Here is a 26,017-nt window from a genome sequence, read left to right on the forward strand (position 1 = left end):
AAATTCCCGTAATTTTAGCCTGTTGTATGATTGTGCAAAACCCGCATATACAGTTATTTGTCAATTATCTCCGCTTTGAAAAGCGGTACTCCCCGCATACGGTTACTGCCTATGCTACCGATCTGGAGCAGCTGTATGCCTTCCTGGCCAGTCAATTCGATTCCCCGGCCATCACAGCCGTTACCTCAGGCATGATACGCAGCTGGATGGCTGAACTGAAAGGAGATAACCAGACTGCCAAATCCATCAACCGCAAAATATCTGCACTTAAATCGTATTTCAAATTTTTACAGAAACAGGGGCTGGTTACCCAGTCGCCCTTAACTACCATTGTTACTCCCAAAGTAAATAAGCGTTTGCCGGCCTTTGTACAGCAGCAGGAAATGGAAACGCTGTTTAACGCCGACCGTTTTGAAGACAGCTGGAAGGGGAGAACCGACCGGCTGGTATTACTGCTGTTTTATCATACCGGTATGCGTGTAAGCGAACTGGTAAACCTGAAACAAGAGCAGCTGGATGCGCATTACAGCCAGCTGAAAGTGCTGGGTAAAGGCAATAAGGAACGGATAATACCGGTGTCTGCCGCGCTGGTAAAAGAACTGCAGCAATACATGGCAGACAAGCCCGGGAAGCTGCCCGGTGTAACGCAGCTGTTTGTAAACGCCAGGGGCAAGCCGCTGTATGCCAGGTACGTGTACAGCGTGGTACAGGCCAAACTCAGCGAAATAACCACATTGCAGAAGAAAAGTCCGCACGTATTACGCCACACCTTTGCCACGCATTTAATGAACAATGGCGCTGATTTAAATGCAGTAAAAGAGCTGCTGGGGCATGCCAGTCTTGCCGCCACGCAGGTGTACACGCACAATACCATCGAAAAGTTGAAGGAAGTATTCCGGAAGGCACATCCCAAGGCATAAAAGCGTGCAACAAGCGTCAAGGCCACCCGCAAACAGCTGCCCGTCAACGGCTGTGTTTTTCTTCTAAAATCACCTTAAAATTCCGGCTGTAACTTGATTATTTCATATGGTATAATTACCTTCAGTATTCCCGTTAAGTTCTGTTTTTATGGTTTAAAATCTACTCTTAAGTTCTTTCATTTATTGTTCACCTAAAAGCGATTCGCTATGAACGTTAACATCCAAACTGTACACTTTGATGCAGATGTAAAACTGATTGATTACGTGAGTAAAAAACTGCAAAAGATCAACACCTTTCATGACAGGATCATCAAAGTGGATGTGTTTCTTAAACTGGACAATGTTGTGCACACCATTAAAGACAAAATCGCTGAAATCCGGGTTCATGTGCCACGGCAGAACTTTTTCGTGAAAGTTTCTTCCAAATCATTTGAAGAATCTTTCGATGCGGCACTGGATTCATTGTTTAATCAAATAAAACGCAAGAAAGACAAGCAAGCAGCTTAAAAAAATCATTCAAAGGCCCTCCGGGGCCTTTTTTTTATAATAATTTTGCGCCATGCGAGTGATTATATGTTTAGCGGCAGCCGTAACACTAACGGTTTTGACTGCATGCGGAAGGCACAAGGTAGCAGATATACGCGCCCATATCATTGAGCGAAGGATGTCGAATGATGGCCGTTTACTGATCAGGTATCTCTTCAAAAAGCAAGGCACTTTGGTAGTGGATAGTGCTGAGTTTGAGCATGAAACAGTTGTTCCGCACGATTCTGTAAAGGTAATTTTTACACCGGGCGATTCTTCAGAACATAAGCTGGTATTGCCTTAACACACCCCCGGAAAATGAAGGCAAAAAAATGTTTTAAAAAACATTCGAAAATTTTCCATTCAAAATTTTGACAATTCAACTTTTCTCTTACCTTTGCCATCCCGAAAAACAAGGGTAGATCTTTAACACAAGCCTTTTGAACTCAATCTGTAAGGATTGAAAAAGAGGGTTAAAATTGCCGCTTTAGCTCAGCTGGTAGAGCAACTGATTTGTAATCAGTAGGTCGTTGGTTCGATTCCGACAAGCGGCTCACATGCTGCTTCAATTTGATTGAATAATGACGATTGAAATGGTAAGTGGGGCAGGTTCCAGAGCGGCCAAATGGGGCGGACTGTAAATTCGCTGTCTTTCGACTTCAGAGGTTCGAATCCTCTCCTGCCCACAGTAGTAATTTGAAAATTTGAAAGTGTGATTGTTTGAAAAACAAGGAAGCACATTTTGATGTTTTAAAATTGAAGTTCTTTGTTTTTGAAATAATCAGCTGAATGTGTTGTTACACTGGCGGTTTTATTTTCAAATAAACATGCGGAAGTAGCTCAATTGGTAGAGCGATAGCCTTCCAAGCTATAGGTTGCGGGTTCGATCCTCGTCTTCCGCTCCGATTCAGTTAGCAGCAGGCGATTACAGTTTACTGTAACACCCACTGCAATCTGCCAACTGAGAAATGCCGTTGTAGCTCAGGGGTAGAGCACTTCCTTGGTAAGGAAGAGGTCGAGAGTTCAATTCTCTTCAACGGCTCCAAATCCGGATACAGGTTTACAGGTCCGGTATATAAATGTCTGGCATCTTATCAGGTGTTTTGACATTTTACATAAACGCTCAAGGGTGTTACGCACGTCAAACGGATGGGCAAACACCAAAGCCTCTCTTCTTAACAAAACAAATGATAAGATGAGCAGGCTTGACAAGTTGAAGTGTGCGACGCAACAGGTGCTGTGGTTATTGAACTGTTGCTGACTACATAGATTACAAATTGTAAAACCACAACAAAAACCGATAAGATGTCTAAAGAGACCTTTAAGAGGGAGAAACCTCACGTAAACGTTGGTACCATCGGTCACGTAGACCACGGTAAAACAACATTAACCGCTGCCATTACAGACGTACTGTCTAAAAAAGGTCTGGCGGAGAAAAAAAACTACGATGATATCGATGGCGCTCCTGAAGAAAAAGAAAGGGGTATCACTATCAATACCGCACACGTAGAATACCAAACAGCAAACCGTCACTATGCGCACGTTGACTGTCCTGGTCACGCCGACTACGTGAAAAACATGATTACCGGTGCTGCTCAGATGGACGGTGCTATCCTTGTTGTGGCTGCAACAGATGGTCCTATGCCCCAGACTAAAGAGCACATCCTGCTTGCACGTCAGGTAGGTGTACCCCAGATCGTTGTTTTCATGAACAAAGTTGACCTGGTTGACGACGCTGAACTGCTGGACCTGGTTGAAATGGAAATCCGCGAACTGTTAAGCTCATATGGTTTTGATGGTGATAACACACCAATCATCAAAGGTTCTGCTACAGGCGCACTGGCTGGTGATCCACAGTGGGTTAAACAGGTAGAAGAACTGATGGAAGCTGTAGATTCTTACATTCCGCTGCCTCCCCGTCCTATCGATCTGCCGTTCCTGATGTCTGTAGAAGACGTATTCTCTATCACTGGTCGTGGTACAGTTGCTACAGGTCGTATCGAACGCGGTATCATCAAAGTTGGTGAAGCTGTAGAAATCGTAGGTCTGATGGACGCTCCCCTGAACTCTACCGTTACAGGTGTTGAGATGTTCAAAAAACTGCTCGACGAAGGTCAGGCAGGTGACAACGCTGGTCTGCTGCTGCGTGGTATTGAGAAAACCCAGATCCGTCGTGGTATGGTTATCGTAAAACCAAAAAGCATCACTCCGCACACTGAATTCAAATGTGAAGTATACGTACTGAGCAAAGAAGAAGGTGGCCGTCACACGCCGTTCTTCAACAAATACCGCCCTCAGTTCTACTTCCGTACTACGGACGTAACTGGTGAAGTAGTATTACCTGAAGGTACTGAGATGGTTATGCCTGGCGATAACATCGGCTTGAACGTTAAACTGATCCAGCCGATCGCTATGGAAAAAGGTCTGAAATTCGCTATCCGCGAAGGTGGCCGTACAGTAGGTGCCGGTCAGGTTACCGAAATCATCAAATAGTTAACCAACGCATCTTTGCTGTAGAGCATTGATGTATAACTATACTAAAAAGTGCCTGTAATAATTGTTACGGGCACTTTTTCGCCTCAGGCGAAAATAATTGTACAAGGCACACTGATATTAAATAGCTTTGCTCCTTGTACAACATACGGGCCTAGTTCAATGGTAGAATAGCGGTCTCCAAAACCGTTGATACGGGTTCGAATCCTGTGGCCCGTGCTTAGAAATTTGAAAATGAATAATTTGAGAATTTTGGAAATGATTCTTATCTTTCCTGCTTCCCATTATTCGTTTTCAAATTTTTGTAATTAATTAAAATACCTATTGTGAATAAGGTTTCAAACTATTTTAAAGAATCTTACCAGGAACTGGTGGAAAAAGTAACCTGGCCTACCTGGTCTCAGTTACAGCAGTCAACTGTAATTGTTCTGGTTGCTACAGTACTGATTACCGCGCTGGTATGGGTTATGGACTTTGCCAGCAGCCAGATACTGAAGCTCGTTTATTCATTATTTAAGTAAGAGCGTAAATGGAAGAAAATACAGCGCAACAGCAACAGTCAACAGAAAAGGAAAGTAAGTGGTATGTGCTGCGTGTGGTGAGTGGCAAAGAGCGTAAGGTAAAAGAATACCTCGATAAAGATATTTCACGCAGTGGCTGGACGGAGATCGTGAAACAGGTATTCCTTCCAATGGAAAAGGTATATAAAGTGCAGAACGGTAAAAAAGTAATGCGCGAAAAAAACTACTTTCCTGGTTATGTAATGCTCGAAGTGGCAGATGGTAAACTCAATGATGATATCATCCAGCACATCAGCAATATCAGCAACGTAATGCATTTCTTAACCGATGGCAAGGGCAGCAAGGGTAATATCATCTCCCTGCGCAAAGCCGAAGTAAACAAAATGCTGGGTAAGGTAGATGAAATGAACGACCAGGGTGTTACACTCAGCGAACCGTTCATTGTTGGTGAAACCATCAAAATCATCGAAGGCCCGTTCAACGATTTCAACGGTGTTATCGAAGAGGTAAACGACGAGAAGAAAAAACTCAAGGTTACCGTAAAAATCTTCGGACGATCTACACCGGTAGAATTGAACTACATGCAGGTTGAAAAATTAAGCTAATAATACAAAGCCATCTGAGAAGATGGCTTTTTTGTTATATGGTTTTATGGATAAAGACATTAAAAAAGGCAGCGGGTATTTACCTGCTGCCTTTTTTAATGGTACTGCTGCGGTTAGTTGGCGATATATTTTACAAAACCGGTAAGCACCACATAACGTTTGCCGGATGCATCACTGTAAATAAGGTATTGGGTGGGGTAGTAGCCGGTAGTAAGGTGTTTGGCCGGTTGCTTAATGGCACCGCTGAAAGTAGTTACACTCTGCAGGTAAGCCAGGGTAACCATGGGCTCGTAAAATGTTTCCTTACTGTTGTACGAGCCGTAAATAAAGGTTTGGGTAAAGGCGCCGCCGTTGAGTTCAGGCGCAGTTTTATCAGCCCAGTGTGTACCCATACGCGCTTCGCCACCAGGTACGCGGATATAATCTGCGGGCAGGTAGCCATCGGCAGGTAATTGGTCAAAACCGGTAGGGTCGTCCATATAGGCGGGAATTTTTTCCCTTTCTGCCAGCGGCATATTGTAAAAATGAAAATCGAAATGCGGGCGGCTGTATACGCCTACCGGCATGTGACCAAGGGGATTCCAGTTGGCCGCGAGGTGATCGAATACCGTGTATTTTTTCGCTGCTGCATCCAGCGGCACCAGGTATTCGTGCGAAGGCATAGGCATATCGCCCATACCGGTGCTGTCTGCATAAAAAATCATGCTGTCTTCATGCGAGGCAGCAGGCAGGTTCTGGATGGCTGCCGGTGTAATTTCGTACCCTATCTGAACGGGGATATTGCCGGGATTAAGGGTAATGAAAGAGCGTACGGAACCATTGCCCATACTTACGGACTGGCCGTAGTGGGTGGTATTTAAACCGCCCTGCTGGTCGGTACAGGAAAACAGGAAAACGGAAAGCAGGAGGAAAAGGGCCGCGAAACGTGCGGACTTAAGCTGAAGATTCTTCATGAAAGCGTTGGTTTTTCGGATTTTTCTTAAAAATAAAGGATAATGCTTTGTGTACCAAGAGAAAGAGAAGTGCGGGAAATTGTTGTGAAATTTAAATAAGAAATATTACCTTTGCTGCCCCAAAAGTTCTTTTTAGTATATATTGAGAATGTAGTATTTGGGAGTTCGCCCCGGGTTCGGGGGAACGTTAATACCAAAAATTGAAGTAACATGGCAAAAGAAATTTCAACCTTCGTTAAGTTGCAGGTGAAAGGCGGTCAAGCCAATCCTGCTCCTCCGGTAGGTCCTGCACTCGGTTCTAAGGGTGTGAACATCATGGAGTTCTGTAAGCAATTCAATGCCAGAACCCAGGATAAAATGGGTAAAGTACTCCCTGTATTAATTACAGTGTACAACGACAAGTCATTCGACTTCGTTATCAAAACGCCTCCCGCTTCTGTTCAACTGATGGAAGCTGCCAAAATCCAGAAAGGTTCTAAGGAGAGCAATCGTAACAAAGTAGGTAAAGTTACCTGGGCACAGGTTGAGGCAATTGCCAAAGACAAAATGCCTGATCTGAACTGCTTTACGGTTGAAAGTGCAATGAAAATGGTAGCAGGTACAGCACGCAGTATGGGAATTACTGTTGATGGAGCTGCTCCCTGGCAAAATTAATTGTGAACCCTCCTAAACAACTCATTTGTTATGGCAAGTATTACTAAAAAAAGAAAAGTAGCGGAAGCGAAAGTCGATAAAAATAAACTGTATTCTTTAAAAGACGCTTCTGCATTGGTGAAAGAAGTGAACTGCACCAAATTTGACAGTTCAGTTGACCTTCACATCCGTTTGGGTGTTGACCCCAAAAAAGCCGACCAGCAGGTACGTGGTACTGTTACCCTGCCGCATGGTACCGGTAAAACAAAACGTGTATTGGTTTTGTGTACGCCTGATAAAGAAGCTGATGCGAAAGCAGCAGGCGCTGATTTTGTTGGCCTGGACGAATTTATCCAGAAAATCGAAAGCGGCTGGACTGATGTTGACGTTATCGTTGCAACACCTTCAGTGATGCCTAAAATTGGTAAACTGGGTAAAGTACTGGGTCCCCGTAACCTGATGCCTAACCCTAAAACAGGTACTGTTACCAACGATGTGGCAGCAGCTGTAAACGAAGTAAAAGGCGGTAAAATCGCATTCAAAGTTGATAAAGCTGGTATCATCCACGCTTCTATCGGCCGTGTATCTTTTACTCCTGAAAAACTCGCGGCTAACGGCCAGGAGTTGATCAACGCCATCGTAAAGTTGAAACCTTCTGCAGCAAAAGGCACTTACGTTAAAGGTGTAAGCCTGGCTAGCTCAATGAGCCCCGGTGTTGCTGTTGACACAAAATCAGTTTTAAACTAATCTGCCCGGTTCCATTGAATCGTAAGGATTACAAACAAGAAGCGTTATGAATAAAGATCAAAAAAACGAGGTTATTGAACTTCTGAAAGAGAAGTTCTCCCAATATAACAACTTCTACGTAACCAATACAGAAGCATTGACCGTAGAGCAGGTTGGTAAACTGCGCCGCGCCTGTTTTGACAAACAGGTAGAGATGAAAGTGGCTAAAAACACTTTGATCCGCAAGGCCCTTGAATCACTGGATGCTGAAAAATACAGCGGTGTTTACGAATCACTAAACAACGTAACTGCCCTGATGTTCTCAGAAAATCCCAAAGAACCAGCTTTGATCATCAGCGCTTTCCGCAAAGGAAGCAATGGTGAAAAACCTGAGCTGAAAGCAGCTTTCATTAACGGCGACGTTTATGCAGGCGACAACCAGCTGAAAGCATTAACGCAGATTAAAACCAAAAACGAGCTTATCGGCGAAGTTATTGGCTTACTGCAATCTCCTGCTAAACGTGTACTGGCTGCCCTGTTGCACCACCACGAAAAACAGGCTGAAGGCACTGCAGCTGCTGCTGAATAACTACAGCAAGTTGTTTCCCCAAAAGGAAACACGATATAACCACACCTGGCCGGATGGTTTTAACAAGAAAGGCAAATTGATCATTTCCGCCGGAGTGATATACTGTGAAGGCGGTTTTTAAAACAAATAATCATGGCAGACATTAAAGTATTAGCCGAACAATTAGTAGGCTTAACAGTGAAAGAAGTTCAGGAATTAGCAGACGTTCTGAAAGCAGACTACGGTATTGAACCTGCTGCTGCTGCAGTTGTTGTAGCTGCTGGCGAAGCCGCTCCTGCTGCTGCTGAAAAAACTGCTTTCGACGTTATCCTCGTTAGCGGTGGTGCAAGCAAACTGAACGTAGTTAAAATTGTGAAAGAACTGACTGGCTTAGGCTTGAAAGAAGCAAAAGACCTGGTTGACGGTGCGCCTAAACCAATCAAAGAAGGTATCTCTAAAGTTGAAGCTGACGAACTGCTGGCTAAACTGAAAGACGCCGGTGCAGAAGTTGAAATCAAATAGTAATTATTACTAGAGTTCTAGTTCTACTACAATGTATATAAAGGCTCCCGTTCACGGGAGCCTTTTATTTTGTGATAAATGTGATAGGAAAAACAAATGGCGTGTGTGGTGAGCATTTATGCAACCACACACGCCATTTATACACTCAACAAGCTTGCAGTTAGAAGCTCGTAACTTGCGCAGCTATTTATAGCTATACTCTATTTTCCCGATGAGTTCTTTTTTCTTGTTATAGCACAGCTCCTGCTGTTTAAGCCCGGTATCATCGAACAGGTAATACCATATCATATAATTGGTGTTGCCCATTGAAATCTGTGTCATCTGGCTAATGCGGCCGGCCGTATCGTACTGGAACAGGTAATCGGGCAGCAGTTTTTTTACCCGCGCATTGTATCGCACAATGTCGGTTAGCTGGTGATTGTTGTTATAATAGTAGTAATAGGTTTCAATGGTATGGCCTTTCCTGTTCCAGTGCTCTTCTGCTACATTGCCCTGTTCATCGGCGATAAATTCTACTACAGTGGTGTCGTTGCCGTCTTTTATTTTCAGCATGCGTACCGGCTGGTTGTCGCGGTATTCCCAGCGGTGTATTTCGCTCGACTGGCTGTGCATAAACGTATCGAGCGTGACAATGGTAATGGTGTTTACCTGGTATTGCGGTGTGTAGGTGTACGTGGTGGTAGTGAGTACGCGTGCACTGCTGTCTTCCGTTTTTACGAGGTGATTATCCTGGTACCAGCTCACGGTGAGTGAATGGCCGGCAGACGGGTAATCGGTACGGGTAGTGATTTTGCCGGCATCCCTGCTTATCTGCTGGTTTAATTCAAAACCGGCAGCAACGGCATTATCGTTTTCTAAACTGCGGGCGCTTACTTTCTGGATATGGTTGGCCTTTAAAACACGGTACTGCATATTGGTTTGCGTAGCGGCAAGTATATCGTTGTAATAATACTGTGCACGGACCAATAAACAGCTGGCCAACAGCAGCAGGCTCATAATAAAACGCTTCATTGAGGGAAAATTTATTCAAAAATAGCTTTCTGTAATTACAAACGTCAAAACATCGTGCCGTAATATGGAGGGATGGGCTGAGTTGCTTATATTAGCCCAAAATTAACTGCGTGTCCCACCTCAAAGAACGTACTGAGAAAACTTGTTTGAATTGTAATGCGGAAGTGTATGGCCGTTATTGTCATGTTTGCGGCCAGGAAAATATTGAACCGAAAGACAAATTCTGGCATCTTGTTACGCATTTTGCTTACGACATTATTCATTTCGACGGTAAGTTTTTTACTACGGCAAAATTCCTGCTGTTCAGGCCAGGATACTTGTCTACAGAGTACATGCGCGGCCGCAGGGCCGATTTTCTGCATCCCATACGCATGTATGTGTTTGTATCTGCTTTTTTCTTCTTAACCTTCCTGACCTTTTTTAAAGGCGGGGAAAAAGAAAAGGAGAACGAGCACAACGCGAAAAACGTGGGGGTACATATTAACAAAGATGATACTACTGCTGCAGGCGCTATTGTTGCCCTGCAGGAAAAACGCGAGGCATTGGTTACAGCAAGACAAACATCGGCCGCCACACCAGGTGTACCGGGTAAAGTACTGCGTAAGCTGGATAATAAAATAGCTGATACAGACTCGGAGATTGTACGCGTGCAGCGCGATTCTACCTATAAACACAAAATACAGGCAGATAACGGTGATGACCCTACTTTTAAAACAGTAGCCGAATACGAAGCAGACCAGGCTAAAAAGAAGCCGGAAGATCGCGATGGCTGGCTGGAGCGGAAGTTTATTGAAAGAGGCATCGGCCTGCAGAAAACGTATATTACGAACGGTGATATGAACGAGCATATGAAGGAAAAATTCTGGCACTCCATGCCGCAATTGCTGTTCATAACGCTGCCTTTTGTTGCGCTGTTGTTGCAGCTGCTATACCTGCGCGAACGCAGGCAGTATTACTACGTGAACCATGTGATCTTTACCGTGCATTTGTATTGTGCCATTTTTATACAGTTATTCATTGTTTTTTTACTTGGTTCGTTTAAAGAAACATCCTGGCTGCATTGGCTGGTATACCTGCAGATAGGTGTGTGGCTGTATATGATTTATTACCTGTACAAAGCCATACGCAATTTTTATCAGCAGGGAGCCGGTAAAACCATTGCCAAAATGGTATTGCTGGGTTTTGCGAACCTTTTTATGATGAGCTTTTTATTTGTGATATTTGCCATTATATTCTTTTTCGTGATTTTGTAAAACCTGATTATGGCAAACGCGGTAAGTGACAGCTTTTTGAAACTGGTGCAGATAATGGACGACCTGCGGGAGAAATGCCCGTGGGACAGGAAGCAGACTATTCACACGCTGCGTTCAATGACACTGGAGGAAACCTATGAGCTAACCGATGCCATTCTGCAAAACGACTGGCCCGGAATACGCGAAGAGCTGGGCGACCTGCTGCTGCACCTGCTGTTCTACGCCAAAATAGGCACAGAACAACAGCAGTTTACCCTTCAGGATGTGATAGAGGGTATTTCAAAGAAACTCATTGAACGCCACCCGCATATTTACGGCGATGTAACGGTAAAAGATGAAGAAGATGTAAAACGCAACTGGGAAAAGATTAAGCTGAAAGAAGGCAAGAAATCTGTTTTCAGCGGTGTACCTGTCTCATTGCCGTCTGTTGTAAAAGCCACCCGTATCCAGGAAAAGGCCAAACAGGTGGGCTTTGAATGGGACAATAAGGAAGATGTATGGAAAAAGGTAGAAGAGGAGATGGGCGAACTGCAGGAAGCAATGGTTACCGGCAAACAAACCGATATTGAAGAGGAGTTTGGCGATGTTTTGTTTAGCCTGGTAAACTATGCACGGTTTTTGCAAGTGGATGCCGAAGCGGCTCTGGAGAAGACCAATAAAAAATTCATATCACGATTTAATGCCATGGAAGTATTGGCTGCACAGGAAGGAAAGCAACTGGCTGATATGAGTTTAACCGAAATGGACGCCCTCTGGAACCAGGTGAAAAAACAAAATTCTACCCCTTGATTCAGACGCTGAAAAAAGCAATCTTCAAATACGCATACCTGCTTATTACAGCGGCGTGGTTGTATACCATCTCTTTTATTTTCACGCACTATTGGTCGTACACAGCTTCACCCAGCAAGGCCCAGCAAACACTGGAAAATTACCTGCAGCAGCAGGAAGCTTTTTTCAATAACCTGAAAAGCGATACATCGGCGCTGACTTCACTTTTTAAAGATGCGCCGTCTGTTCCCAAGCAAAACCTCGTAAACCAGCCCATCGGTATTTTCGGTTACGAGGTAAACGACCGCAACAATCCCATACAGGTTTACTGGAACAGCTTTACCATGTCGGTAAACACGGCAAACCTCAGTGCGCACGACGGTGTGTACACAGTAAATTACCAGAACGGCTTTTTTGAACTGCTGAAGTATTCATTCACCAGGGATAACAAACGATACATACTGGCCGGATTAATCCCGATTCACTGGAGCTATTTTTTTGAGAACAAATACCTGAAGAAGGAATTCGCCGGCTTCCCGGGTATTGATAACCTGTACGGCATCAGTGATGTAAGCGGGTTGCCCATCCGAAACCTGGATGGCAATGTGGTATACTACCTGCAAAAAAAGCCCGGCGGCACATTTGAACGGTCTGATAATTTTTCGCTGATTGTCCGTGTGCTCTCCATTCTTTTCCTGATAGCCTTTGTAAATGCATTGGCGCATGAAACCACCAAACGGGAAGGCTTTGCCAAAGGTTTTGGTTTTTTGGTGGGTATTATTTTCGTGGTGCGTTTGCTTACGTACATGCTGCCTGTTTCTATCAATTTCAGGAATGATATTGAACTTTTTGACCCCGCGATTTATGCATCTAACAGTCTGCACCCTTCGCTGGGAGATTTGCTGATTAATGCAGTACTGTTTTTCTGGGTAGTGGTATTTTACAAATTTCACAGTCCGCTGGTAACGGAGCTTAACAGCCGCCTGCCGGCCAAATGGCAAAAACCATTCGCGGTAACTTCCCTGTTGCTGCTTATCCCTATTACGTTTCAGCTTACACAGGTGGTAACCAGCCTGGTGAGCGATTCAAAAATATCTTTTGATGTAACCAATTTCTTTAACCTCAGCATATACACTTTTATCAGTTTTGTAGTGCTGAGTTTTATTGTGATTGCCTATTATCACCTGGCATTTTTGCTGGTATTGCCTGCCATGAAAGCAGGCATCGAATTTTCGCAGCAAATGATTATCGTGGCGGTTACCGGCCTGATATTGCTGAGCTTTAACCTGATTGATCATTTCAGCATTGAAATGAAATGCCTGGTATTGCTGTGGCTGCTGCTGTTTATTGCTTTGCTGGGCACCCGCAAAAAAGATGCGCTGATGCCCATGATGCGCTCGGGATTCTTTTTGTTTTGGGTCATCTTTTTTTCAGTAACGGTTTCTGCACTTATCATCATCAAAAACAAATCGGTTGAGCTGGAGCAGCGCAAAAAAATTGCAGAACAGCTGGCTTCACAAACCGACCCGGCAGGCGAAATACTGCTCAGCGTAGCCATCACCAATTTTACAGACGATTTTCTTTCGGCCAATTTCAACCGGTTTAAAACAGAGTATTCCAACAAGTTTATCAAGGATAGCCTCATCAATAAAAACTTTACCGGTTACCTCAATAAGTACGATACACATATTTACGTGTTCGACAGTACCGGCAGGCCAATGTACAATGATGACAACATTCCTTACTATGTAATTAAACAGATTATTGCAAGCCAGGGCAAAGCCACCAGCATCCCCGACTTGTATTACTACGAAAGCTCGTCTGACCTGTTCAGTTACCTGTATGAAAAACGCATTACCGCACATGATTCCATTACACTGGGACATTTGTTTGTTATCGCCAAACCCAAGCGGTACAAAAGCGAAGCGCTGTTCCCCGAGTTGTTTAAACAGGTAAAAGATATTTCTTCAGACCTCAACACAGACTATGCTTACGCTGTGTACAGCAAAAGCAAGCTCATCAATAATTTCAACAACTACCCGTTCCCATCAGAGCTGGCGCCTTCGCTGATGCCCAAAACAGAATTTGAACTGCGCAAAGCCAATGAAAACAGTGAACTGTGGTACAATGCAGGCAATAACAAGGTAGTGCTGATTGTGAAAAAAAGTGTTTGGTTTAAAGAAAGCATTACACTGTTTGCCTATTTATTCTGCGTATTGCTTGCGGTAATTATGTTGTACCATTTCAGTACGTTTTTATTACGCGCAGGCTTTAAATGGCGGCGAACCAAAGAGCTGTTTAACCTCAACATCCGCACGCAGATTCATACCACGATTATCTTCATCAGTATTTTCTCTTTTGTGGTAATTGCCATTGCCACCATCTCGTTTTTTATTGTGCGTTTCCGCCGCAACAATGAAGAGCGTTTAACCAAGGCCATACAGGTAATGAATGCCGAAGTGCAGAGCATTACCAACAAGCTGATTGTAGATGATGGCATCAGTATTGACCAGCTGGGGGCGCCCGGCGGTGAGCTGGAACGCAAGATTATAGAGATATCGGAGATTCACAATGTAGATGTGAATATGTACAATGCCAGCGGCGACTTAACGGTATCAACACAGCCCTACATTTACAACAAGCGCATACTGAGCGATAAAATGGAACCGCGTGCTTTTTATGCACTGCACTACAATAAATTCATCAGTTATATACAGGAAGAAAAGGGTGCTAACTTTTCGTTCCTGAGTATTTATCTTTCTGTAAAAGACCAGAGCGGTAACCTGTATGCTTACCTGAACATTCCCTACCTGAATTCACAAAGTGAGCTGAACCAGGAAATCTCCAACTTCCTGGTTACGCTGGTGAGTTTGATGGCATTCATCTTTGTATTTGCGGGTGCTATTGCACTGCTGCTTACCAATCGCATTACCGCTTCATTCACACTTATCGGTGATAAAATGAAACAGATAAGCCTGGGTAAAACCAATGAAGAAATTGTGTGGAGCCGCAATGATGAAATTGGTGCGCTGGTAAACGAATACAACATCATGGTGCAGAAACTGGAAGAAAGTGCACAGGGCCTGGCCAGGAGCGAACGTGAAGGTGCATGGCGCGAAATGGCGCGGCAGGTAGCCCATGAAATCAAGAACCCGCTTACGCCCATGAAGCTGAGCATACAATACCTGCAGCGGGCTATCGACAGCAATGCGCCGAATGTAAAGCAGCTGTCACAGCAAATGGCGAATACGCTGGTGGAGCAGATTGACCAGTTATCTAAAATTGCGGGTGATTTTTCCCAGTTCGCGAACATCAGCAATGTGGCGCTGGAGAAATTTGACCTCAACGATGTACTGGCTTCGCTGATTAACCTGTACAGCGCAGATGCCGATTTATCTATCCGCTGGATACGTTCTGAAACGCACGATGAAATTTATGCAGATAAAGTGCAGATTAACCGCTTGTTCACCAACCTTATCAAAAACGCGATAGAAGCATCTGCAGGGCACGATCCCATTGAAATAACCATTGAACAATACCGACACCAGCAAGAGGTGGTAGTGGGTATCACCGATAATGGAACAGGCATATCCCCGGATATGCAGCAGAAAATATTTGCGCCCAACTTTACCACCAAATCATCAGGAACAGGGCTGGGGCTGGCCATCTGTAAAGGCATCGTAGAAAAAGCAAACGGGCATATCTGGTTCGAAACAAGGGAAGGTGCAGGCTCTACCTTCTTTGTATCGCTGCCATTAGCGTGAGTGGTGAAGTGAGTGAACAGGCAATAGCTATCCGCTATAAGCTCATCGCTACCGGCTTGTACTATCTTCTTTTGGCCTGCTGCTTTGATACAAATGCCTCAAACGCTTCGAGGCTGAAACTGCTCAGGTTCTGGTGTTTCTGCAAACCACCTTTCTGGCCTGCAAGCACACCGTATTTCACATCATCATACCCATCTACGGAATGTGCATCGGGATTAATGGATAACAGCACGCCTTTTTCCAGCGCCAGTTCTACCCAGCGCCAGTCTATATCCAGCCTGCGCGGGTGAGCGTTAATTTCAATTACCACATTGTTGGCAGCGCATGCATCAATAATAACTGCATGATCTACCGGGTAACCGTTGCGGCTTAACAACAAACGGCCGGTCATATGACCCAGGATGCTTGTATACGGGTTTTCTATGGCCCTTAAGAGGCGCATCATGGCCTTTTCCTGGTTCATCTTCAGGTTGGCGTGAACAGAGGCTATAACCACGTCAAAACTGGCTAAAACATCGGGCGCATAATCCAGGCTGCCATCGTTGAGAATATCCGATTCAATGCTTTTGAAGATTTTAAATGGCGCATACTTCTGGTTCAGCGCATCAATTTCTTCGTGTTGCGCCAGCAGCCTTTCTTCGTTCAAGCCATTGGCATAAAATGCTGTTTTGGAGTGATCGCTCAACACCAGGAACTGCAGATCTTTTGCGATCGCCGCTTTGGCCATTTCTTCAATGGTGTTTACACCATCGCTCCATTTACTGTGGCTGTGAATAATAGCAGTGATGTCAGAAGGCACAATAACATCAGGCAGGCTGCGTGTTTTTGCCTTATCAAGTATGTTGGCCGATTCACGCAGGTAAGGTGGTATGTAAGCAATGCCTGCATGTTCAAAAATAGCTTCTTCTGTAGTAAAGATAATATCAGCAGCGGGTTGATAGTTACTGGTCCACGCTTCAAGAAATGTTTCGCTGCAGCTGCCGCAAAACCAGTCGTAGTAAAGCTTTTCAGCACTGGTATGGGTAAACTCCAGTATCTCGTTTTCTTTTCCTTTAAACGTGCTGGTGTTGTTAACGGTACTTATAAATGCATAGTCGCCTTCTGTGAGATACAATTGTAATTGTCCGGGATCAATGGTGGTAATCCATTGCAAACGCGTGATCACTTCAATATGCCTGCGCAGATCGCCGGTGAGCAGGGTATGGTGTTCTGTAAAATGCTGCTGCAGTTTGGTGGTAAGTGCCTGGGCATAGGGCGCTATTTGTGCATACAGGTAGCTGCCCTGGTTGCCGAGGTAAAACTCGATAGATTCTTTGATGTTCTGTTGTGTTTTGGCGCCAAAGCCTTTGTACAACAGCAGCCTGTTTTCGTTGCAGGCGTACAGCAGTTCACCAATGTTTTCTACTTCCAGGTCTTTCCAAACCGTTGCAATTTTTTTAGGCCCAAGTCCTTTAATGTGCAGCATTTCTACTACACCGGAAGGGGTGCGGGCAATCATTTCTGTAAGCAGGGTAAGCTGGCCGGTGTTGAGTTGTTCCTGTATTTTGGCGGCAATGGCATCTCCGATGCCTTTGATGGAGCTGATTTTATCTGCCGGTAAATCGGCCAGTTGTGCGGGCAGCTTTTCGATGGTATAAGCTGCACTGGCATACGATTTTGATTTGAAACTGTTTTCCCCGTGAATGTCCATGAGTTTGGAGAGCAGGGTGAAATTGTCGGCAATTGCATAGTTGTCCATCATACCGGGAGATTTTAGGCAAAATAAAAAGTCCCGGCTGAAAACCGGGACTTAATCTATTAGAGCTTTTAGCTGTTGAAGTATTACTACTTAGGATCAGCTTATTTAGCAGCTTTTTTAGGAGCAGCTTTTTTAGCGGCTTTCTTAGGAGCAGCTTTCTTTGCAGCTTTTTTAGGAGCGGCTTTTTTAGCAGCTTTCTTAGGAGCAGCTTTTTTAGCGGCTTTTTTAGGAGCAGCTTTCTTTGCAGCTTTTTTAGGAGCGGCTTTCTTAGCTACTTTAGCGGCTTTTTTAGGTGCAGCTTTTTTAGCTGCCTTTTTTGCAGTTGCCATGTTTTTAAATTTAACTGGTTAGTAAATATGAGATAAAAATAAAAACTTTATGGAAACTGCCAAAATTTGTTTTTCTTACGCTGTTACAGCAGCAGGAGAAACAGAAACGGTAGTTTTGTCATTTTTGCCTTTTCTGAATTCAACAACGCCGTCAGAAGTAGCAAACAGGGTGAAGTCTTTACCAACACCTACGTTTTTACCGGGGTGGTATTGTGTACCACGCTGACGAACGATGATATTGCCAGATAAAGCAGGCTGACCACCGTATATTTTAACGCCTAAGCGTTTGCTCTGTGAATCACGACCGTTTTTTACGCTGCCTTCACCTTTTTTGTGAGCCATGATAATAATTTTACTTGGTTAAATACTAAGCAAAAACCCTGAAACTAATTCAAGGCTTTACCAAACTACCACGATGGGTAATTAGGCGATGCTGTCAATTTTAATTTGAGTGTAGTGAGTTCTGTGACCGTGTTTTTTACGGAAACCTTTCCTTCTTTTCATTTTAAAGGCGATTACTGTATCACCTTTAACCAGGTCATTCACGATTTCTGCCTTAACAGTTGCCTTTGCATCGGCACCAGCAGAAATTTTTCCGTTGTTATCAACAAACAGTACATCGTTGAATTCAACTTTGTCACCGGTTTTACCCTGCAGGTGAGGAACGTACAAACTTTGACCTGCTTGTACTTTAAATTGCTGCCCTGCTATTTTTACAACTGCTAACATAACTAGTCCAAAATTAGGACGGCAAAGGTAATGTTTTTGCCGTCAAATACACAATCAATTTCCAAAAATTTGAAAGAATTTCTTTCTCCCGCCCGGGAACGGCAAAATTAAAACAATCTTTTGTGCCCGCCATCCCTGCCGATACCTATTTTTGCCTTTCCTGAAGCGATTATTATATGAATCTTAAGTCCATACTTGCGAAGCCATTTGCCAATTATATATACAATAAGATAAAAAAAGGGATGGAAACAGCTGTTCAGGACCAGGAAAACTGGTTAAAACAGCTGGTAAAAGCGGCCAAAAGCACTGAATTTGGCCGGGATCACGGGTTCGAAGGCATTGAAACATACGAGGATTTTAAAAAAAAGGTGCCCATCCGTGACTACGAACAACTGAAACCCTATATCAATAAAATAAAGGAAGGAAAGGAAAACGTGCTCTGGCGCGGAAAACCCCTGTACCTGGCCAAAACCAGCGGTACTACCAGCGGGGTGAAATACATCCCGATTTCTAAAGATTCTATTGATAATCATATTGATAGTGCCAGAAATGCCATTCTTTGCTATATCGCGGAAACCGGCAATGCCAGCTTTACTTCCGGCAAAATGATTTTCCTGAGCGGTTCGCCGGTACTGGAAAGGGTAGGCGGCATACCTACCGGCCGTTTAAGCGGTATTGTCAACCATCATGTTCCCAAGTATTTACGTACCAACCAGTTGCCCAGTTACGAGACCAATTGTATAGACGACTGGGAAACCAAGCTCGATGCAGTGGTAAAAGAAACCATTCACCAGGATATGACGCTCATCAGCGGCATTCCGCCCTGGATGCAGATGTATTTTGACCGCCTCAGCACACAGAGCGGCAAAAAAATAAGTGAACTGTTCCCCAATTTCCAGGTAATGGTGTACGGCGGCGTAAACTTCGAACCCTATCGCGCCAAACTGTTCGACAGCATTGGCAAAAAAATAGACAGCATTGAAACCTTCCCTGCATCTGAAGGTTTTATCGCCTTCCAGGATTCGCAGAAAGCCGAAGGCCTGCTGCTGAATACCGATTCGGGTATATTTTTTGAGTTTGTACCTGCCGCGGAAATATTCAGCGACAACCCTACCCGCATTACCCTGCGCGATGTAAAGGTGGGCGAAAACTATGCGCTCATCATCAATAACAATGCAGGCCTGTGGGGCTATAATATTGGTGATACCGTAAAATTCGTCAGCACCAACCCGTACAGGCTGGTGGTAAGCGGCAGAACCAAACATTATATTTCTGCTTTTGGCGAACACGTGATAGCAGAAGAAGTGGAACACTCGCTGATGAAGGCAGCCAACGAACTGCAGCTGCGTATAGCAGAGTTTACCGTGGCGCCTATGGTACAGCAGGGCGAAGGCAAAAGCTATCACGAATGGTTTATTGAATTTGAAGACATACCAGCCGATATTACTGCGCTGACAGCACTGGTAGATAATAACCTGCGGCAGAAGAACGTTTACTACGACGATCTGATCAGCGGCAACATTCTGCAACAATTGAAAATAACGCCTGTGCAAAAAGGCGGTTTCATCGAGTACATGAAATCGATCGGCAAGCTCGGCGGACAAAACAAACTGCCGCGTTTGAGCAATGACCGCAAAATTGCGGATGCGCTGCAACCCTACGTTCTTAAATAATTGGCAGCAACCAGTCGGTAAATTTTATTAAATAATTGCTTGCACCGGTGAGCAAGGGGGAGAAGAAATGTACAGGTATTTGCAATGCGGGTACTTGCACAAATAGTATTATCTTACGGCCCCCTTAAAAAGAATTACAGTCCCCATGAGCAAACGTATTGCAATATTCGGTTCAACAGGTTCTGTTGGACGCCAGGCACTCGAAGTGATTGAGGCCAACAGTGACAAGTTCACTGCAGAAATATTGACTGCCCATACCAATGAAGCCCTGCTGATTAAACAGGCGCTGCAATTCAATCCCAACATTGTTGTGATTGGTGATGAAAAAAAATATCCCATTGTAAAAGAAGCGCTGGCCAAAACAAACGTCAAAGTGTTTGCCGGTGAAAAAGCACTGGACGAGGTGGCGGCAATGGATTGCTACGATTTAATGCTGGCAGCCATTGTTGGTTATGCCGGTTTAAAACCTACGCTTCGTGCGCTGGACAATGGTAAACACATTGCGCTGGCCAATAAAGAAACGCTTGTTGTAGCTGGTGATATTGTGATGCAGAAAGCGCTGGAAAAAAAGGTGCCGGTTATACCGGTAGACAGTGAGCACAGCGCCATCTTCCAGTGTTTGATTGGCGAAGGCCGCAACAAGATTGAAAAAATTGTATTAACAGCCAGCGGTGGCCCCTTCCTGGGTAAAAAGCCCAATTACCTGGTAAACGTAAAACGTGACCACGCCCTGCAGCATCCCAACTGGAGCATGGGCGCCAAAATATCCATCGATTCTGCAACGCTCATGAACAAAGGGCTTGAGATGATTGAAGCCAAATGGTTGTTTAACCTGAAGCCTGATCAGATTCAAGTAGTGGTGCACCCGCAGAGCATTATACACAGCCTGGTACAGTTTGAAGACGGCAGCCTGAAAGCACAGATGGGCCTGCCGGATATGAAACTGCCTATTCAATATGCGCTGGCATTTCCGCAACGCATTCCCAACCAGTTCCCGCGGTACGATTTCCGCAAACCGGCCACGCTTACGTTTGAAGAGCCGGATACCAAAACCTTCCGCAATCTTTTACTGGCAACCGAGGCACTGCGCCAGGGAGGTAACATGCCCTGTATCCTGAATGCAGCCAACGAAATAGCCGTATTTGCCTTTTTGCGCAACCGCATTGGCTTTCTGGATATAACCGAGGTGGTAGAGCAAACGATGAATAAAATATCGCACATTGCACAGCCCACACTGGAACAGTATTTCGAGAGCGACGGGGAGGCCCGCAACTTCGCAGCTTCATTGATACAGCTGTAAAGTTAAATTACATGAAAAGTTACGCGGTTGGCATGAACAATCGTATCATTGCGAAACTGACCTGAATTGGCGGATAGAAAACCGGACATGCTTACCCCGATAGCCTTATTGTGCAGTTGGCAGCTTCCGGATTTCGCAATCGGCACCTCACAGGAATTTAACCTGTATGTGTGATTTATTCGATAATTTGGGAATTGAAACAATATGTATAAACGGCTTTTGAAAGGAGGATGAGTGATCGTTTTCCTATTTTCAAATCAGCACATTTTCAAATTAATCATGTTATTAGCTATCGATTGGGGTAGTGTTGGCGTAAAGACATTACAGTTTATTCTTTCATTCTCCATACTGGTAACCCTGCACGAATTCGGGCATTTCATTACTGCCCGTATATTCAAATGCCGCGTTGAAAAATTCTACCTGTTCTTTAACCCATGGTTCAGTCTCTGGAAAAAGAAAGTAGGCGATACCGAATATGGCATTGGCTGGCTGCCAGTGGGCGGTTACGTGAAAATAAGCGGTATGATTGACGAGAGTATGGACAAGGAGCAAATGAAACAGGCTCCGCAGCCATACGAATTCCGTTCTAAACCAGCCTGGCAGCGTTTGATTATTATGACTGCCGGTGTTATTGTAAACGTACTGCTGGCGATTGTTATTTTCATTGGTATTTTATGGACATGGGGTGATGAATACATACCCGTTAAAAACCTGCATTATGGCATCCAGGTCGATTCGCTCGGCAAAAAAATTGGTATGCAGGATGGCGACAAAATTGTAGCTGTTGCCGGCAAACCTGTTGAAAGGGTTGGTACAGTAGCCGCAGAAGTAATTATGCGCGAAGCCAAAGACATTACCGTTGAACGCAATGGCACGCAGCTTACCCTGCCTTTGCCCGCTGGTTTTATAGGACAGCTAAACCGTAACAGGGGCGGCGGTTTTACCTATATACGCATACCGATGATCATAGATTCAATCGGTGAAAAAGCAAGAATAGTAGAAGGCACGATAGCCAAAGGCGATACCCTGATAGGGTTTGATACACGCACTGTGCACTACAGTACTGACCTGCAGAACATGCCCATGCCACTTGACAAAACGGTGCAGCTTACTTTAAAACGCAATGGTACAGATACTGTAAAAGCGAAAGTATATTTCGATAACAAAGGCCGTGATTTTATCAGCATGAAATCACCCTACCAGGTGCTGGGCAGTGTAAAGATAAACTACACCCTCGCTGAAGCCATCCCTGCAGGTGCCGTTCGTTGCAAGGAAACACTTTCCAAATACATCCGCAACCTGAAACAGCTGTTTACTTCAAAAGAAGTGAAAGCACAGGATTCGCTGGGCAGTCTCATCAGCATTGGCGATGCATTCCCGAGTGTATGGGACTGGACAAGTTTCTGGACGCTGACTGCGGTGTTCTCCATCATCCTGGCGTTTATGAACATTCTGCCGATCCCTGCGCTTGATGGCGGTCATGCACTGTTTACACTCGTGGAAATGATCACGGGCCGTAAGCCAAGCGACAAGTTTATGGAGTATGCGCAAACAGCAGGCATGGTATTGCTGCTGGGTTTAATGGTGTATGCAATGGGACTTGATTTCTGGCGTTTGTTCCGGAAATAAGCCGGTTTAAAATAATTGGAAAAGCGCGGGCCGTTCACATGGTCCGCGCTTTATATTTGTGCCAAACAAGGCGTATGGAAGACTTTATTATAGACGTAACACTGATAGAAGAGTGGCAAACCATCCGCGATATTCCTGCACTGGATTTGCTTTTTGAAAAGGCCAAGCGGCATATTACCGGTGGCGGTGATGTGGGCCTGGTGCGTTCCCGCCCGGATGGCAGCGTAGCCCGTTTTGACACCATTAGCACTGCAGCCGATTTAGCGGCTTATAGAGACGGTGTGTACAAATACCTTTAAGTAGCCCAGCTGGTAAGGTCTGCGCCCCTGGATGCCCGTGTTTTTACCTCCTGCGCCATTTGGGAACAAACATGCGGTGATAGCGCAGCCTGCTGATGTAATTAGGTTGCGTATGGTCGCCAGTAATTATCCATGTCCCTTACATAAATATGGATCTTGCCTTTTAACTGGCTTGGTACCGCCGCATGCGAAAAGGTAACCAGTTGAACAATGTGAAAATTTGTTAATTTAAATCATGGTACAGGCTATAAAGCAGGGCGTTTATTTCAGCAGCAGTTTCGCGAATTTTTCCAGCTCGGTTAGTTCGGCCGGTGTAAGCGCTTCGTTGTTGCTGAACTTTGCCTTGAAAAAAAGTACCCGTTTATGTGCAGGATATTTAACCAGGATGGCTTCAATGGTTTGTTCTGTTTGCGCCTGTGTGTCATCTGCCGCAGGGGCTGCCGGCACAGGCTTTTCCGATTTGTACCGGGTAGGCATTTTAAGAATAATGCTTTCGAGTGTAGCCAGCCAGGCGGAAGACAGATCTGGCACTTTTTGCGCAATCTGGAACAGGCCCTGCAGCTGTTTCTTGCTAAGGCTGCCACGCTCTTCATACTGGTGCATCAGGCTCATCACAAACAGCTTGTCGGGATTGTATGCATAGCAGGCATCCAGTATTTTCTCAATAATATCTACCTCCGGCTTTTTCTTTTGCATACACTTGTATTAATTATCCCTTTTGTTGATTGTTTGCGTGATTACCATGCAATACTACAATAATTCGCTAATTTGGGGTTTTGTCAAATGAACAACAGCACCCAAACTCATGTATGAAATATAGAATACTACTGCTTATTGTACTGTTCGCCGCTTCCCGGTTTTCGTTTGCGCAAACGGACAGTATGCCCCGGAAAATTTATAAGGTAAAGGTAAAGTACGAATTACCGGCAGGTATACTGGGGCTTGCAGCCTCCACCATCGGGTATAAAAAACTGGCAACCGTATCAAACATGTCGGCAGCAGATGTGGCCAAGCTCAATCCCAACGACATCAATTCGTTTGACAGGCCCATTGCTTTTAAAGACCCAAGCAAGTTTCACTCGGCAGATAAAACGGCTGATTTTTTCCTGAACTTTTCTATTGTGAGCCCGATAGTGCTGGCGCTGGATAAGAAGATACGGCATGACTGGCTGGACCTGATCACGCTGTATACCGTGACACATACGTTTGACAATGCTTTATATTTCATCGGTACATTTTCGGTGAGAAGACCAAGGCCGCTAACCTATAACCCCAAAGTGCCCATTGAGCAAAAAACGGGTGATGGCAAAAGCAATTCCTTTTTCAGCGGGCATGTGGGCTTTAGTTCTGCCGCAACTTTTTATGCCGTAAAGGTGTACACCGATTATCACCAGATTAAAGGATGGAAGCGTATTTTCTTTTACAGTGTGGCCGCCATACCGCCGGCACTCGTGGGTTATTACCGCATGCAGGGCGGCAGGCATTTTAAGACAGATGTACTGGTGGGCTTCCTGGCAGGCGGTTCAGCAGGCATCCTGGTACCTGAATTGCATCGCATTAAAAAGAAACACGAAAACATTTCCTTTGCGCCCTATTTCACGCCGGGCGGCACAGGTGGTTTAACCTTCGCGATGGCTTTTTAAAATCAGTGTAAATGGCAATCATTCGATGCCAGTCACCAGTTGTTTGATGATGGCAAATTCCTGGTGCTGTGGAAGAAAACACCGAAAGGATGGAAGATGTTCCGCGATTCGTTCAGCAGCAACCGGCCACAGTAGCGTTAGTACAATAGCAATAAGCAGAGGCTGAAGTCACTTCAGCCTTTTTGCGTTAGGGGTGGTGGGTATGGGCAGGTGTTTAAAGCGAGAAATAACAGATCCACCCGATGAAGAAAAGCTGCAATGGGATTCTGAATACCAGGTACCTTGCGCCCGGTCCATTGTGGGTGGCTTTCTCCATATTTACCCGGTTAAGTGCTGCATAAATATTGGCAGGCAACAGCAATATAAAAAGAACGATGAGGATAAAGGCAGCATATGGCCTTGTTGTTGGCAACAGCAGGGCGAAGCCAAGCAATACTTCTACAATGCCGGTGAGGTATACCAGTATTTTTTTATAGGGAACAAACGGCGGCATCATCAATACCATTCCCCTGGTAAACAGGAAATGCCCGGATGCTGTTAAGCACAGCATAGCGCACATGGCCAGGTTGGCGCCAAATGTTAACTGCCAGCCGCCGGTGGTAAATTTTGCCAGTGCTGTATAAAGGCTAAAAACGGTGAGCAGGACTGTCAGCGGTTTCATTGTTAGTTGTTTTGCTGCTACAAAGTTCCACAATGAAAACGGGGTATAAAATGATGTATGTTAGCTTCGCAGATGCAGTTTGCGGATGCGGCTGAGGCTTTCCGGTTGTATGCCCAGGTAAGAAGACAGGTGCTTCACTGAAATGTTTTGTATCAGTACCGGGTTGCGTTGCATAAGCTGCACATATCTTTCTTCGGCGGTGAGTGAAAGCAGGTCCATTTCTTTGCGCAGGCGTTTGATGTACTGGTATTCTGCTATCAGGCGTCCTACCTTTTCGCCGTTGTGGTATTTGGCGTAGAACTCCTGCAGAAATGTAAATGAAATGGCAGTTACATTGGTGGGTTCAAGCAGTTCAATAAAAATATTGCTGGGTTCACGTGTAATCAGCGAATAATAGGCAGTAACAAAATCGCCTTCAAACTGGAAGTCTACAGTGAACTCTTTACCGTCTTTGATAAAATAGTTGCGCGTAGCGCCTTTGTCGAGAAAGTAGATAAAATGCTCCACCTGGCCTTCCCTGATCAGGTAATCGCCCTTACTGAAACTTTTGTGCAGGAGCTTTTCAGAGAAGTCTTTCCATTCTGTTTCCTGCAGCGGCAGAAAAGAAAAGATGGCTTGCTGAATACCGGCAAAATCAGGCTGCATAAACAACAGGTTGTGTTGCTGAAGGTAAGCACTAATACGTAAACACTAATACGTAAACAATCCGTTTACCATATTTTATCTGTCATAAAGCTATTGGGGTTAAACGGGT

General features: G+C 44.8%; 27 protein-coding genes and 5 tRNA genes. 23 read left to right on the forward strand and 9 right to left on the reverse strand.

Annotated features, from left to right (window positions below; genetic code table 11):
- Positions 1-26: 26 nt before the first annotated feature.
- From DXN05_RS07805 to nusG, 11 genes are all read left to right on the forward strand, one after another.
- Positions 27-920, forward strand: a complete 894-nt coding sequence (locus DXN05_RS07805) for a tyrosine-type recombinase/integrase (protein ID WP_116846677.1) — start codon at positions 27-29, stop codon at positions 918-920.
- A gap of 207 nt (positions 921-1,127) precedes the next feature.
- Positions 1,128-1,427 (forward strand): HPF/RaiA family ribosome-associated protein, encoded by a 300-nt coding sequence (locus tag DXN05_RS07810; RefSeq protein WP_116846678.1) that lies wholly within the window; start codon positions 1,128-1,130, stop codon positions 1,425-1,427.
- A gap of 52 nt (positions 1,428-1,479) precedes the next feature.
- Positions 1,480-1,749 (forward strand): hypothetical protein, encoded by a 270-nt coding sequence (locus DXN05_RS24465; RefSeq protein ID WP_147313863.1) that lies wholly within the window; start codon positions 1,480-1,482, stop codon positions 1,747-1,749.
- A gap of 177 nt (positions 1,750-1,926) precedes the next feature.
- Positions 1,927-1,999, forward strand: a tRNA-Thr gene (locus DXN05_RS07815).
- A 49-nt stretch (positions 2,000-2,048) separates the two neighbouring features.
- Positions 2,049-2,131 (forward strand) — tRNA-Tyr (locus tag DXN05_RS07820).
- Positions 2,132-2,274: 143 nt separating this feature from the next.
- A tRNA-Gly gene (locus DXN05_RS07825) sits at positions 2,275-2,347 on the forward strand.
- Between the two features lie 68 nt (positions 2,348-2,415).
- A tRNA-Thr gene (locus DXN05_RS07830) sits at positions 2,416-2,490 on the forward strand.
- 260 nt (positions 2,491-2,750) lie between these two features.
- Entirely contained in the window at positions 2,751-3,938 is a 1,188-nt protein-coding gene (gene tuf / locus DXN05_RS07835; RefSeq protein ID WP_116846679.1) for an elongation factor Tu, read from the forward strand.
- Between the two features lie 148 nt (positions 3,939-4,086).
- A tRNA-Trp gene (locus DXN05_RS07840) sits at positions 4,087-4,157 on the forward strand.
- Positions 4,158-4,264: 107 nt separating this feature from the next.
- On the forward strand, positions 4,265-4,459 hold the full coding sequence (gene secE / locus DXN05_RS07845) for a preprotein translocase subunit SecE (RefSeq protein WP_116846680.1): 195 nt from the start codon (positions 4,265-4,267) through the stop codon (positions 4,457-4,459).
- Positions 4,460-4,467: 8 nt separating this feature from the next.
- Positions 4,468-5,064, forward strand: coding sequence for a transcription termination/antitermination protein NusG (gene nusG / locus DXN05_RS07850; protein WP_116846681.1), 597 nt, complete (start codon positions 4,468-4,470; stop codon positions 5,062-5,064).
- A 113-nt stretch (positions 5,065-5,177) separates the two neighbouring features.
- Here nusG and DXN05_RS07855 read toward each other — a convergent pair whose 3' ends face one another.
- Complete coding sequence (locus tag DXN05_RS07855) at positions 5,178-6,017, reverse strand: hypothetical protein (RefSeq protein ID WP_116846682.1); 840 nt, start codon at positions 6,015-6,017, stop codon at positions 5,178-5,180.
- 210 nt (positions 6,018-6,227) lie between these two features.
- Here DXN05_RS07855 and rplK point away from each other — a divergent pair, with 210 nt between their 5' ends.
- The 4 genes from rplK to rplL all read left to right on the forward strand — a co-directional run bounded on the left by rplK (position 6,228) and on the right by rplL (position 8,466).
- The gene (rplK, locus tag DXN05_RS07860) at positions 6,228-6,671 is read left to right on the forward strand and encodes a 50S ribosomal protein L11 (RefSeq protein WP_116846683.1); all 444 of its coding nucleotides are present in this window, start codon (positions 6,228-6,230) and stop codon (positions 6,669-6,671) included.
- Positions 6,672-6,701: 30 nt separating this feature from the next.
- Positions 6,702-7,397, forward strand: coding sequence for a 50S ribosomal protein L1 (rplA, locus tag DXN05_RS07865; protein ID WP_116846684.1), 696 nt, complete (start codon positions 6,702-6,704; stop codon positions 7,395-7,397).
- A gap of 46 nt (positions 7,398-7,443) precedes the next feature.
- Positions 7,444-7,965, forward strand: coding sequence for a 50S ribosomal protein L10 (rplJ, locus tag DXN05_RS07870; protein ID WP_116846685.1), 522 nt, complete (start codon positions 7,444-7,446; stop codon positions 7,963-7,965).
- A gap of 132 nt (positions 7,966-8,097) precedes the next feature.
- Entirely contained in the window at positions 8,098-8,466 is a 369-nt protein-coding gene (gene rplL / locus DXN05_RS07875) for a 50S ribosomal protein L7/L12 (protein WP_116846686.1), read from the forward strand.
- Between the two features lie 183 nt (positions 8,467-8,649).
- On the opposite strand, the gene DXN05_RS07880 is transcribed toward rplL, so the two are convergent.
- Entirely contained in the window at positions 8,650-9,477 is an 828-nt protein-coding gene (locus tag DXN05_RS07880) for a hypothetical protein (RefSeq protein WP_116846687.1), read from the reverse strand.
- A gap of 146 nt (positions 9,478-9,623) precedes the next feature.
- On the opposite strand from DXN05_RS07880, the gene DXN05_RS07885 reads away from it, so the two are divergent.
- The 3 genes from DXN05_RS07885 to DXN05_RS07895 are packed head-to-tail and all read left to right on the forward strand — an operon-like array spanning position 9,624 to position 15,262.
- Positions 9,624-10,730, forward strand: coding sequence for a DUF3667 domain-containing protein (locus DXN05_RS07885; protein ID WP_158559161.1), 1,107 nt, complete (start codon positions 9,624-9,626; stop codon positions 10,728-10,730).
- A 9-nt stretch (positions 10,731-10,739) separates the two neighbouring features.
- Positions 10,740-11,519, forward strand: coding sequence for a nucleoside triphosphate pyrophosphohydrolase (gene mazG, locus DXN05_RS07890; protein ID WP_116846689.1), 780 nt, complete (start codon positions 10,740-10,742; stop codon positions 11,517-11,519).
- The gene (locus DXN05_RS07895; RefSeq protein ID WP_116846690.1) at positions 11,516-15,262 is read left to right on the forward strand and encodes a sensor histidine kinase; all 3,747 of its coding nucleotides are present in this window, start codon (positions 11,516-11,518) and stop codon (positions 15,260-15,262) included. The genes mazG and DXN05_RS07895 overlap by 4 nt, the downstream gene beginning before the upstream one ends.
- Positions 15,263-15,323: 61 nt before the next feature.
- Here DXN05_RS07895 and DXN05_RS07900 read toward each other — a convergent pair whose 3' ends face one another.
- The 4 genes from DXN05_RS07900 to rplU all read right to left on the reverse strand — a co-directional run bounded on the left by DXN05_RS07900 (position 15,324) and on the right by rplU (position 18,058).
- Positions 15,324-17,003 (reverse strand): helix-hairpin-helix domain-containing protein, encoded by a 1,680-nt coding sequence (locus DXN05_RS07900; protein WP_245975154.1) that lies wholly within the window; start codon positions 17,001-17,003, stop codon positions 15,324-15,326.
- A 98-nt stretch (positions 17,004-17,101) separates the two neighbouring features.
- Entirely contained in the window at positions 17,102-17,329 is a 228-nt protein-coding gene (locus tag DXN05_RS07905) for a hypothetical protein (protein ID WP_116846691.1), read from the reverse strand.
- A gap of 75 nt (positions 17,330-17,404) precedes the next feature.
- Positions 17,405-17,671, reverse strand: a complete 267-nt coding sequence (rpmA, locus tag DXN05_RS07910; protein ID WP_116846692.1) for a 50S ribosomal protein L27 — start codon at positions 17,669-17,671, stop codon at positions 17,405-17,407.
- 81 nt (positions 17,672-17,752) lie between these two features.
- Positions 17,753-18,058: a 50S ribosomal protein L21 gene (rplU, locus tag DXN05_RS07915; protein ID WP_116846693.1), complete on the reverse strand. Its 306-nt coding sequence runs from the start codon at positions 18,056-18,058 to the stop codon at positions 17,753-17,755.
- A gap of 176 nt (positions 18,059-18,234) precedes the next feature.
- Between rplU and DXN05_RS07920 the strand changes: the two genes are divergently transcribed.
- The 4 genes from DXN05_RS07920 to DXN05_RS07935 all read left to right on the forward strand — a co-directional run bounded on the left by DXN05_RS07920 (position 18,235) and on the right by DXN05_RS07935 (position 22,959).
- A complete protein-coding gene (locus tag DXN05_RS07920) occupies positions 18,235-19,731 on the forward strand; it encodes a GH3 auxin-responsive promoter family protein (protein ID WP_116846694.1) in 1,497 nt (498 codons plus the stop codon).
- 145 nt (positions 19,732-19,876) lie between these two features.
- Positions 19,877-21,031, forward strand: a complete 1,155-nt coding sequence (locus tag DXN05_RS07925; protein ID WP_116846695.1) for a 1-deoxy-D-xylulose-5-phosphate reductoisomerase — start codon at positions 19,877-19,879, stop codon at positions 21,029-21,031.
- A 279-nt stretch (positions 21,032-21,310) separates the two neighbouring features.
- Entirely contained in the window at positions 21,311-22,660 is a 1,350-nt protein-coding gene (rseP, locus tag DXN05_RS07930; protein WP_245975156.1) for an RIP metalloprotease RseP, read from the forward strand.
- A gap of 74 nt (positions 22,661-22,734) precedes the next feature.
- Positions 22,735-22,959: a hypothetical protein gene (locus tag DXN05_RS07935; RefSeq protein WP_116846696.1), complete on the forward strand. Its 225-nt coding sequence runs from the start codon at positions 22,735-22,737 to the stop codon at positions 22,957-22,959.
- A gap of 261 nt (positions 22,960-23,220) precedes the next feature.
- Here DXN05_RS07935 and DXN05_RS07940 read toward each other — a convergent pair whose 3' ends face one another.
- Positions 23,221-23,655: a hypothetical protein gene (locus DXN05_RS07940; protein WP_116846697.1), complete on the reverse strand. Its 435-nt coding sequence runs from the start codon at positions 23,653-23,655 to the stop codon at positions 23,221-23,223.
- 113 nt (positions 23,656-23,768) lie between these two features.
- Between DXN05_RS07940 and DXN05_RS07945 the strand changes: the two genes are divergently transcribed.
- Complete coding sequence (locus DXN05_RS07945; RefSeq protein WP_116846698.1) at positions 23,769-24,602, forward strand: phosphatase PAP2 family protein; 834 nt, start codon at positions 23,769-23,771, stop codon at positions 24,600-24,602.
- 214 nt (positions 24,603-24,816) lie between these two features.
- Here DXN05_RS07945 and DXN05_RS07955 read toward each other — a convergent pair whose 3' ends face one another.
- Positions 24,817-25,263, reverse strand: a complete 447-nt coding sequence (locus DXN05_RS07955) for a DoxX family protein (protein WP_116846699.1) — start codon at positions 25,261-25,263, stop codon at positions 24,817-24,819.
- Between the two features lie 60 nt (positions 25,264-25,323).
- Positions 25,324-25,908, reverse strand: coding sequence for a Crp/Fnr family transcriptional regulator (locus tag DXN05_RS07960; RefSeq protein WP_116846700.1), 585 nt, complete (start codon positions 25,906-25,908; stop codon positions 25,324-25,326).
- Positions 25,909-26,017: the final 109 nt, after the last annotated feature.

The organism is Deminuibacter soli (assembly GCF_003412455.1).
Classification (GTDB): domain Bacteria; phylum Bacteroidota; class Bacteroidia; order Chitinophagales; family Chitinophagaceae; genus Deminuibacter; species Deminuibacter soli.

What these genes read in the sequence shown, in the direction of transcription:
- DXN05_RS07805 (WP_116846677.1), top strand. Translation starts at nt 27, where the DNA reads ATGATTGTGCAAAACCCGCATATACAGTTATTTGTCAATTATCTCCGC.
- DXN05_RS07810 (WP_116846678.1), top strand. Translation starts at nt 1,128, where the DNA reads ATGAACGTTAACATCCAAACTGTACACTTTGATGCAGATGTAAAACTG.
- DXN05_RS24465 (WP_147313863.1), top strand. Translation starts at nt 1,480, where the DNA reads ATGCGAGTGATTATATGTTTAGCGGCAGCCGTAACACTAACGGTTTTG.
- tuf (WP_116846679.1), top strand. Translation starts at nt 2,751, where the DNA reads ATGTCTAAAGAGACCTTTAAGAGGGAGAAACCTCACGTAAACGTTGGT.
- nusG (WP_116846681.1), top strand. Translation starts at nt 4,468, where the DNA reads ATGGAAGAAAATACAGCGCAACAGCAACAGTCAACAGAAAAGGAAAGT.
- DXN05_RS07855 (WP_116846682.1), bottom strand. Translation starts at nt 6,017, where the DNA reads ATGAAGAATCTTCAGCTTAAGTCCGCACGTTTCGCGGCCCTTTTCCTC.
- rplK (WP_116846683.1), top strand. Translation starts at nt 6,228, where the DNA reads ATGGCAAAAGAAATTTCAACCTTCGTTAAGTTGCAGGTGAAAGGCGGT.
- rplA (WP_116846684.1), top strand. Translation starts at nt 6,702, where the DNA reads ATGGCAAGTATTACTAAAAAAAGAAAAGTAGCGGAAGCGAAAGTCGAT.
- rplJ (WP_116846685.1), top strand. Translation starts at nt 7,444, where the DNA reads ATGAATAAAGATCAAAAAAACGAGGTTATTGAACTTCTGAAAGAGAAG.
- rplL (WP_116846686.1), top strand. Translation starts at nt 8,098, where the DNA reads ATGGCAGACATTAAAGTATTAGCCGAACAATTAGTAGGCTTAACAGTG.
- DXN05_RS07880 (WP_116846687.1), bottom strand. Translation starts at nt 9,477, where the DNA reads ATGAAGCGTTTTATTATGAGCCTGCTGCTGTTGGCCAGCTGTTTATTG.
- mazG (WP_116846689.1), top strand. Translation starts at nt 10,740, where the DNA reads ATGGCAAACGCGGTAAGTGACAGCTTTTTGAAACTGGTGCAGATAATG.
- DXN05_RS07900 (WP_245975154.1), bottom strand. Translation starts at nt 17,003, where the DNA reads ATGATGGACAACTATGCAATTGCCGACAATTTCACCCTGCTCTCCAAA.
- DXN05_RS07905 (WP_116846691.1), bottom strand. Translation starts at nt 17,329, where the DNA reads ATGGCAACTGCAAAAAAGGCAGCTAAAAAAGCTGCACCTAAAAAAGCC.
- rpmA (WP_116846692.1), bottom strand. Translation starts at nt 17,671, where the DNA reads ATGGCTCACAAAAAAGGTGAAGGCAGCGTAAAAAACGGTCGTGATTCA.
- rplU (WP_116846693.1), bottom strand. Translation starts at nt 18,058, where the DNA reads ATGTTAGCAGTTGTAAAAATAGCAGGGCAGCAATTTAAAGTACAAGCA.
- DXN05_RS07920 (WP_116846694.1), top strand. Translation starts at nt 18,235, where the DNA reads ATGAATCTTAAGTCCATACTTGCGAAGCCATTTGCCAATTATATATAC.
- DXN05_RS07925 (WP_116846695.1), top strand. Translation starts at nt 19,877, where the DNA reads ATGAGCAAACGTATTGCAATATTCGGTTCAACAGGTTCTGTTGGACGC.
- rseP (WP_245975156.1), top strand. Translation starts at nt 21,311, where the DNA reads ATGTTATTAGCTATCGATTGGGGTAGTGTTGGCGTAAAGACATTACAG.
- DXN05_RS07935 (WP_116846696.1), top strand. Translation starts at nt 22,735, where the DNA reads ATGGAAGACTTTATTATAGACGTAACACTGATAGAAGAGTGGCAAACC.
- DXN05_RS07940 (WP_116846697.1), bottom strand. Translation starts at nt 23,655, where the DNA reads ATGCAAAAGAAAAAGCCGGAGGTAGATATTATTGAGAAAATACTGGAT.
- DXN05_RS07945 (WP_116846698.1), top strand. Translation starts at nt 23,769, where the DNA reads ATGAAATATAGAATACTACTGCTTATTGTACTGTTCGCCGCTTCCCGG.
- DXN05_RS07955 (WP_116846699.1), bottom strand. Translation starts at nt 25,263, where the DNA reads ATGAAACCGCTGACAGTCCTGCTCACCGTTTTTAGCCTTTATACAGCA.
- DXN05_RS07960 (WP_116846700.1), bottom strand. Translation starts at nt 25,908, where the DNA reads ATGCAGCCTGATTTTGCCGGTATTCAGCAAGCCATCTTTTCTTTTCTG.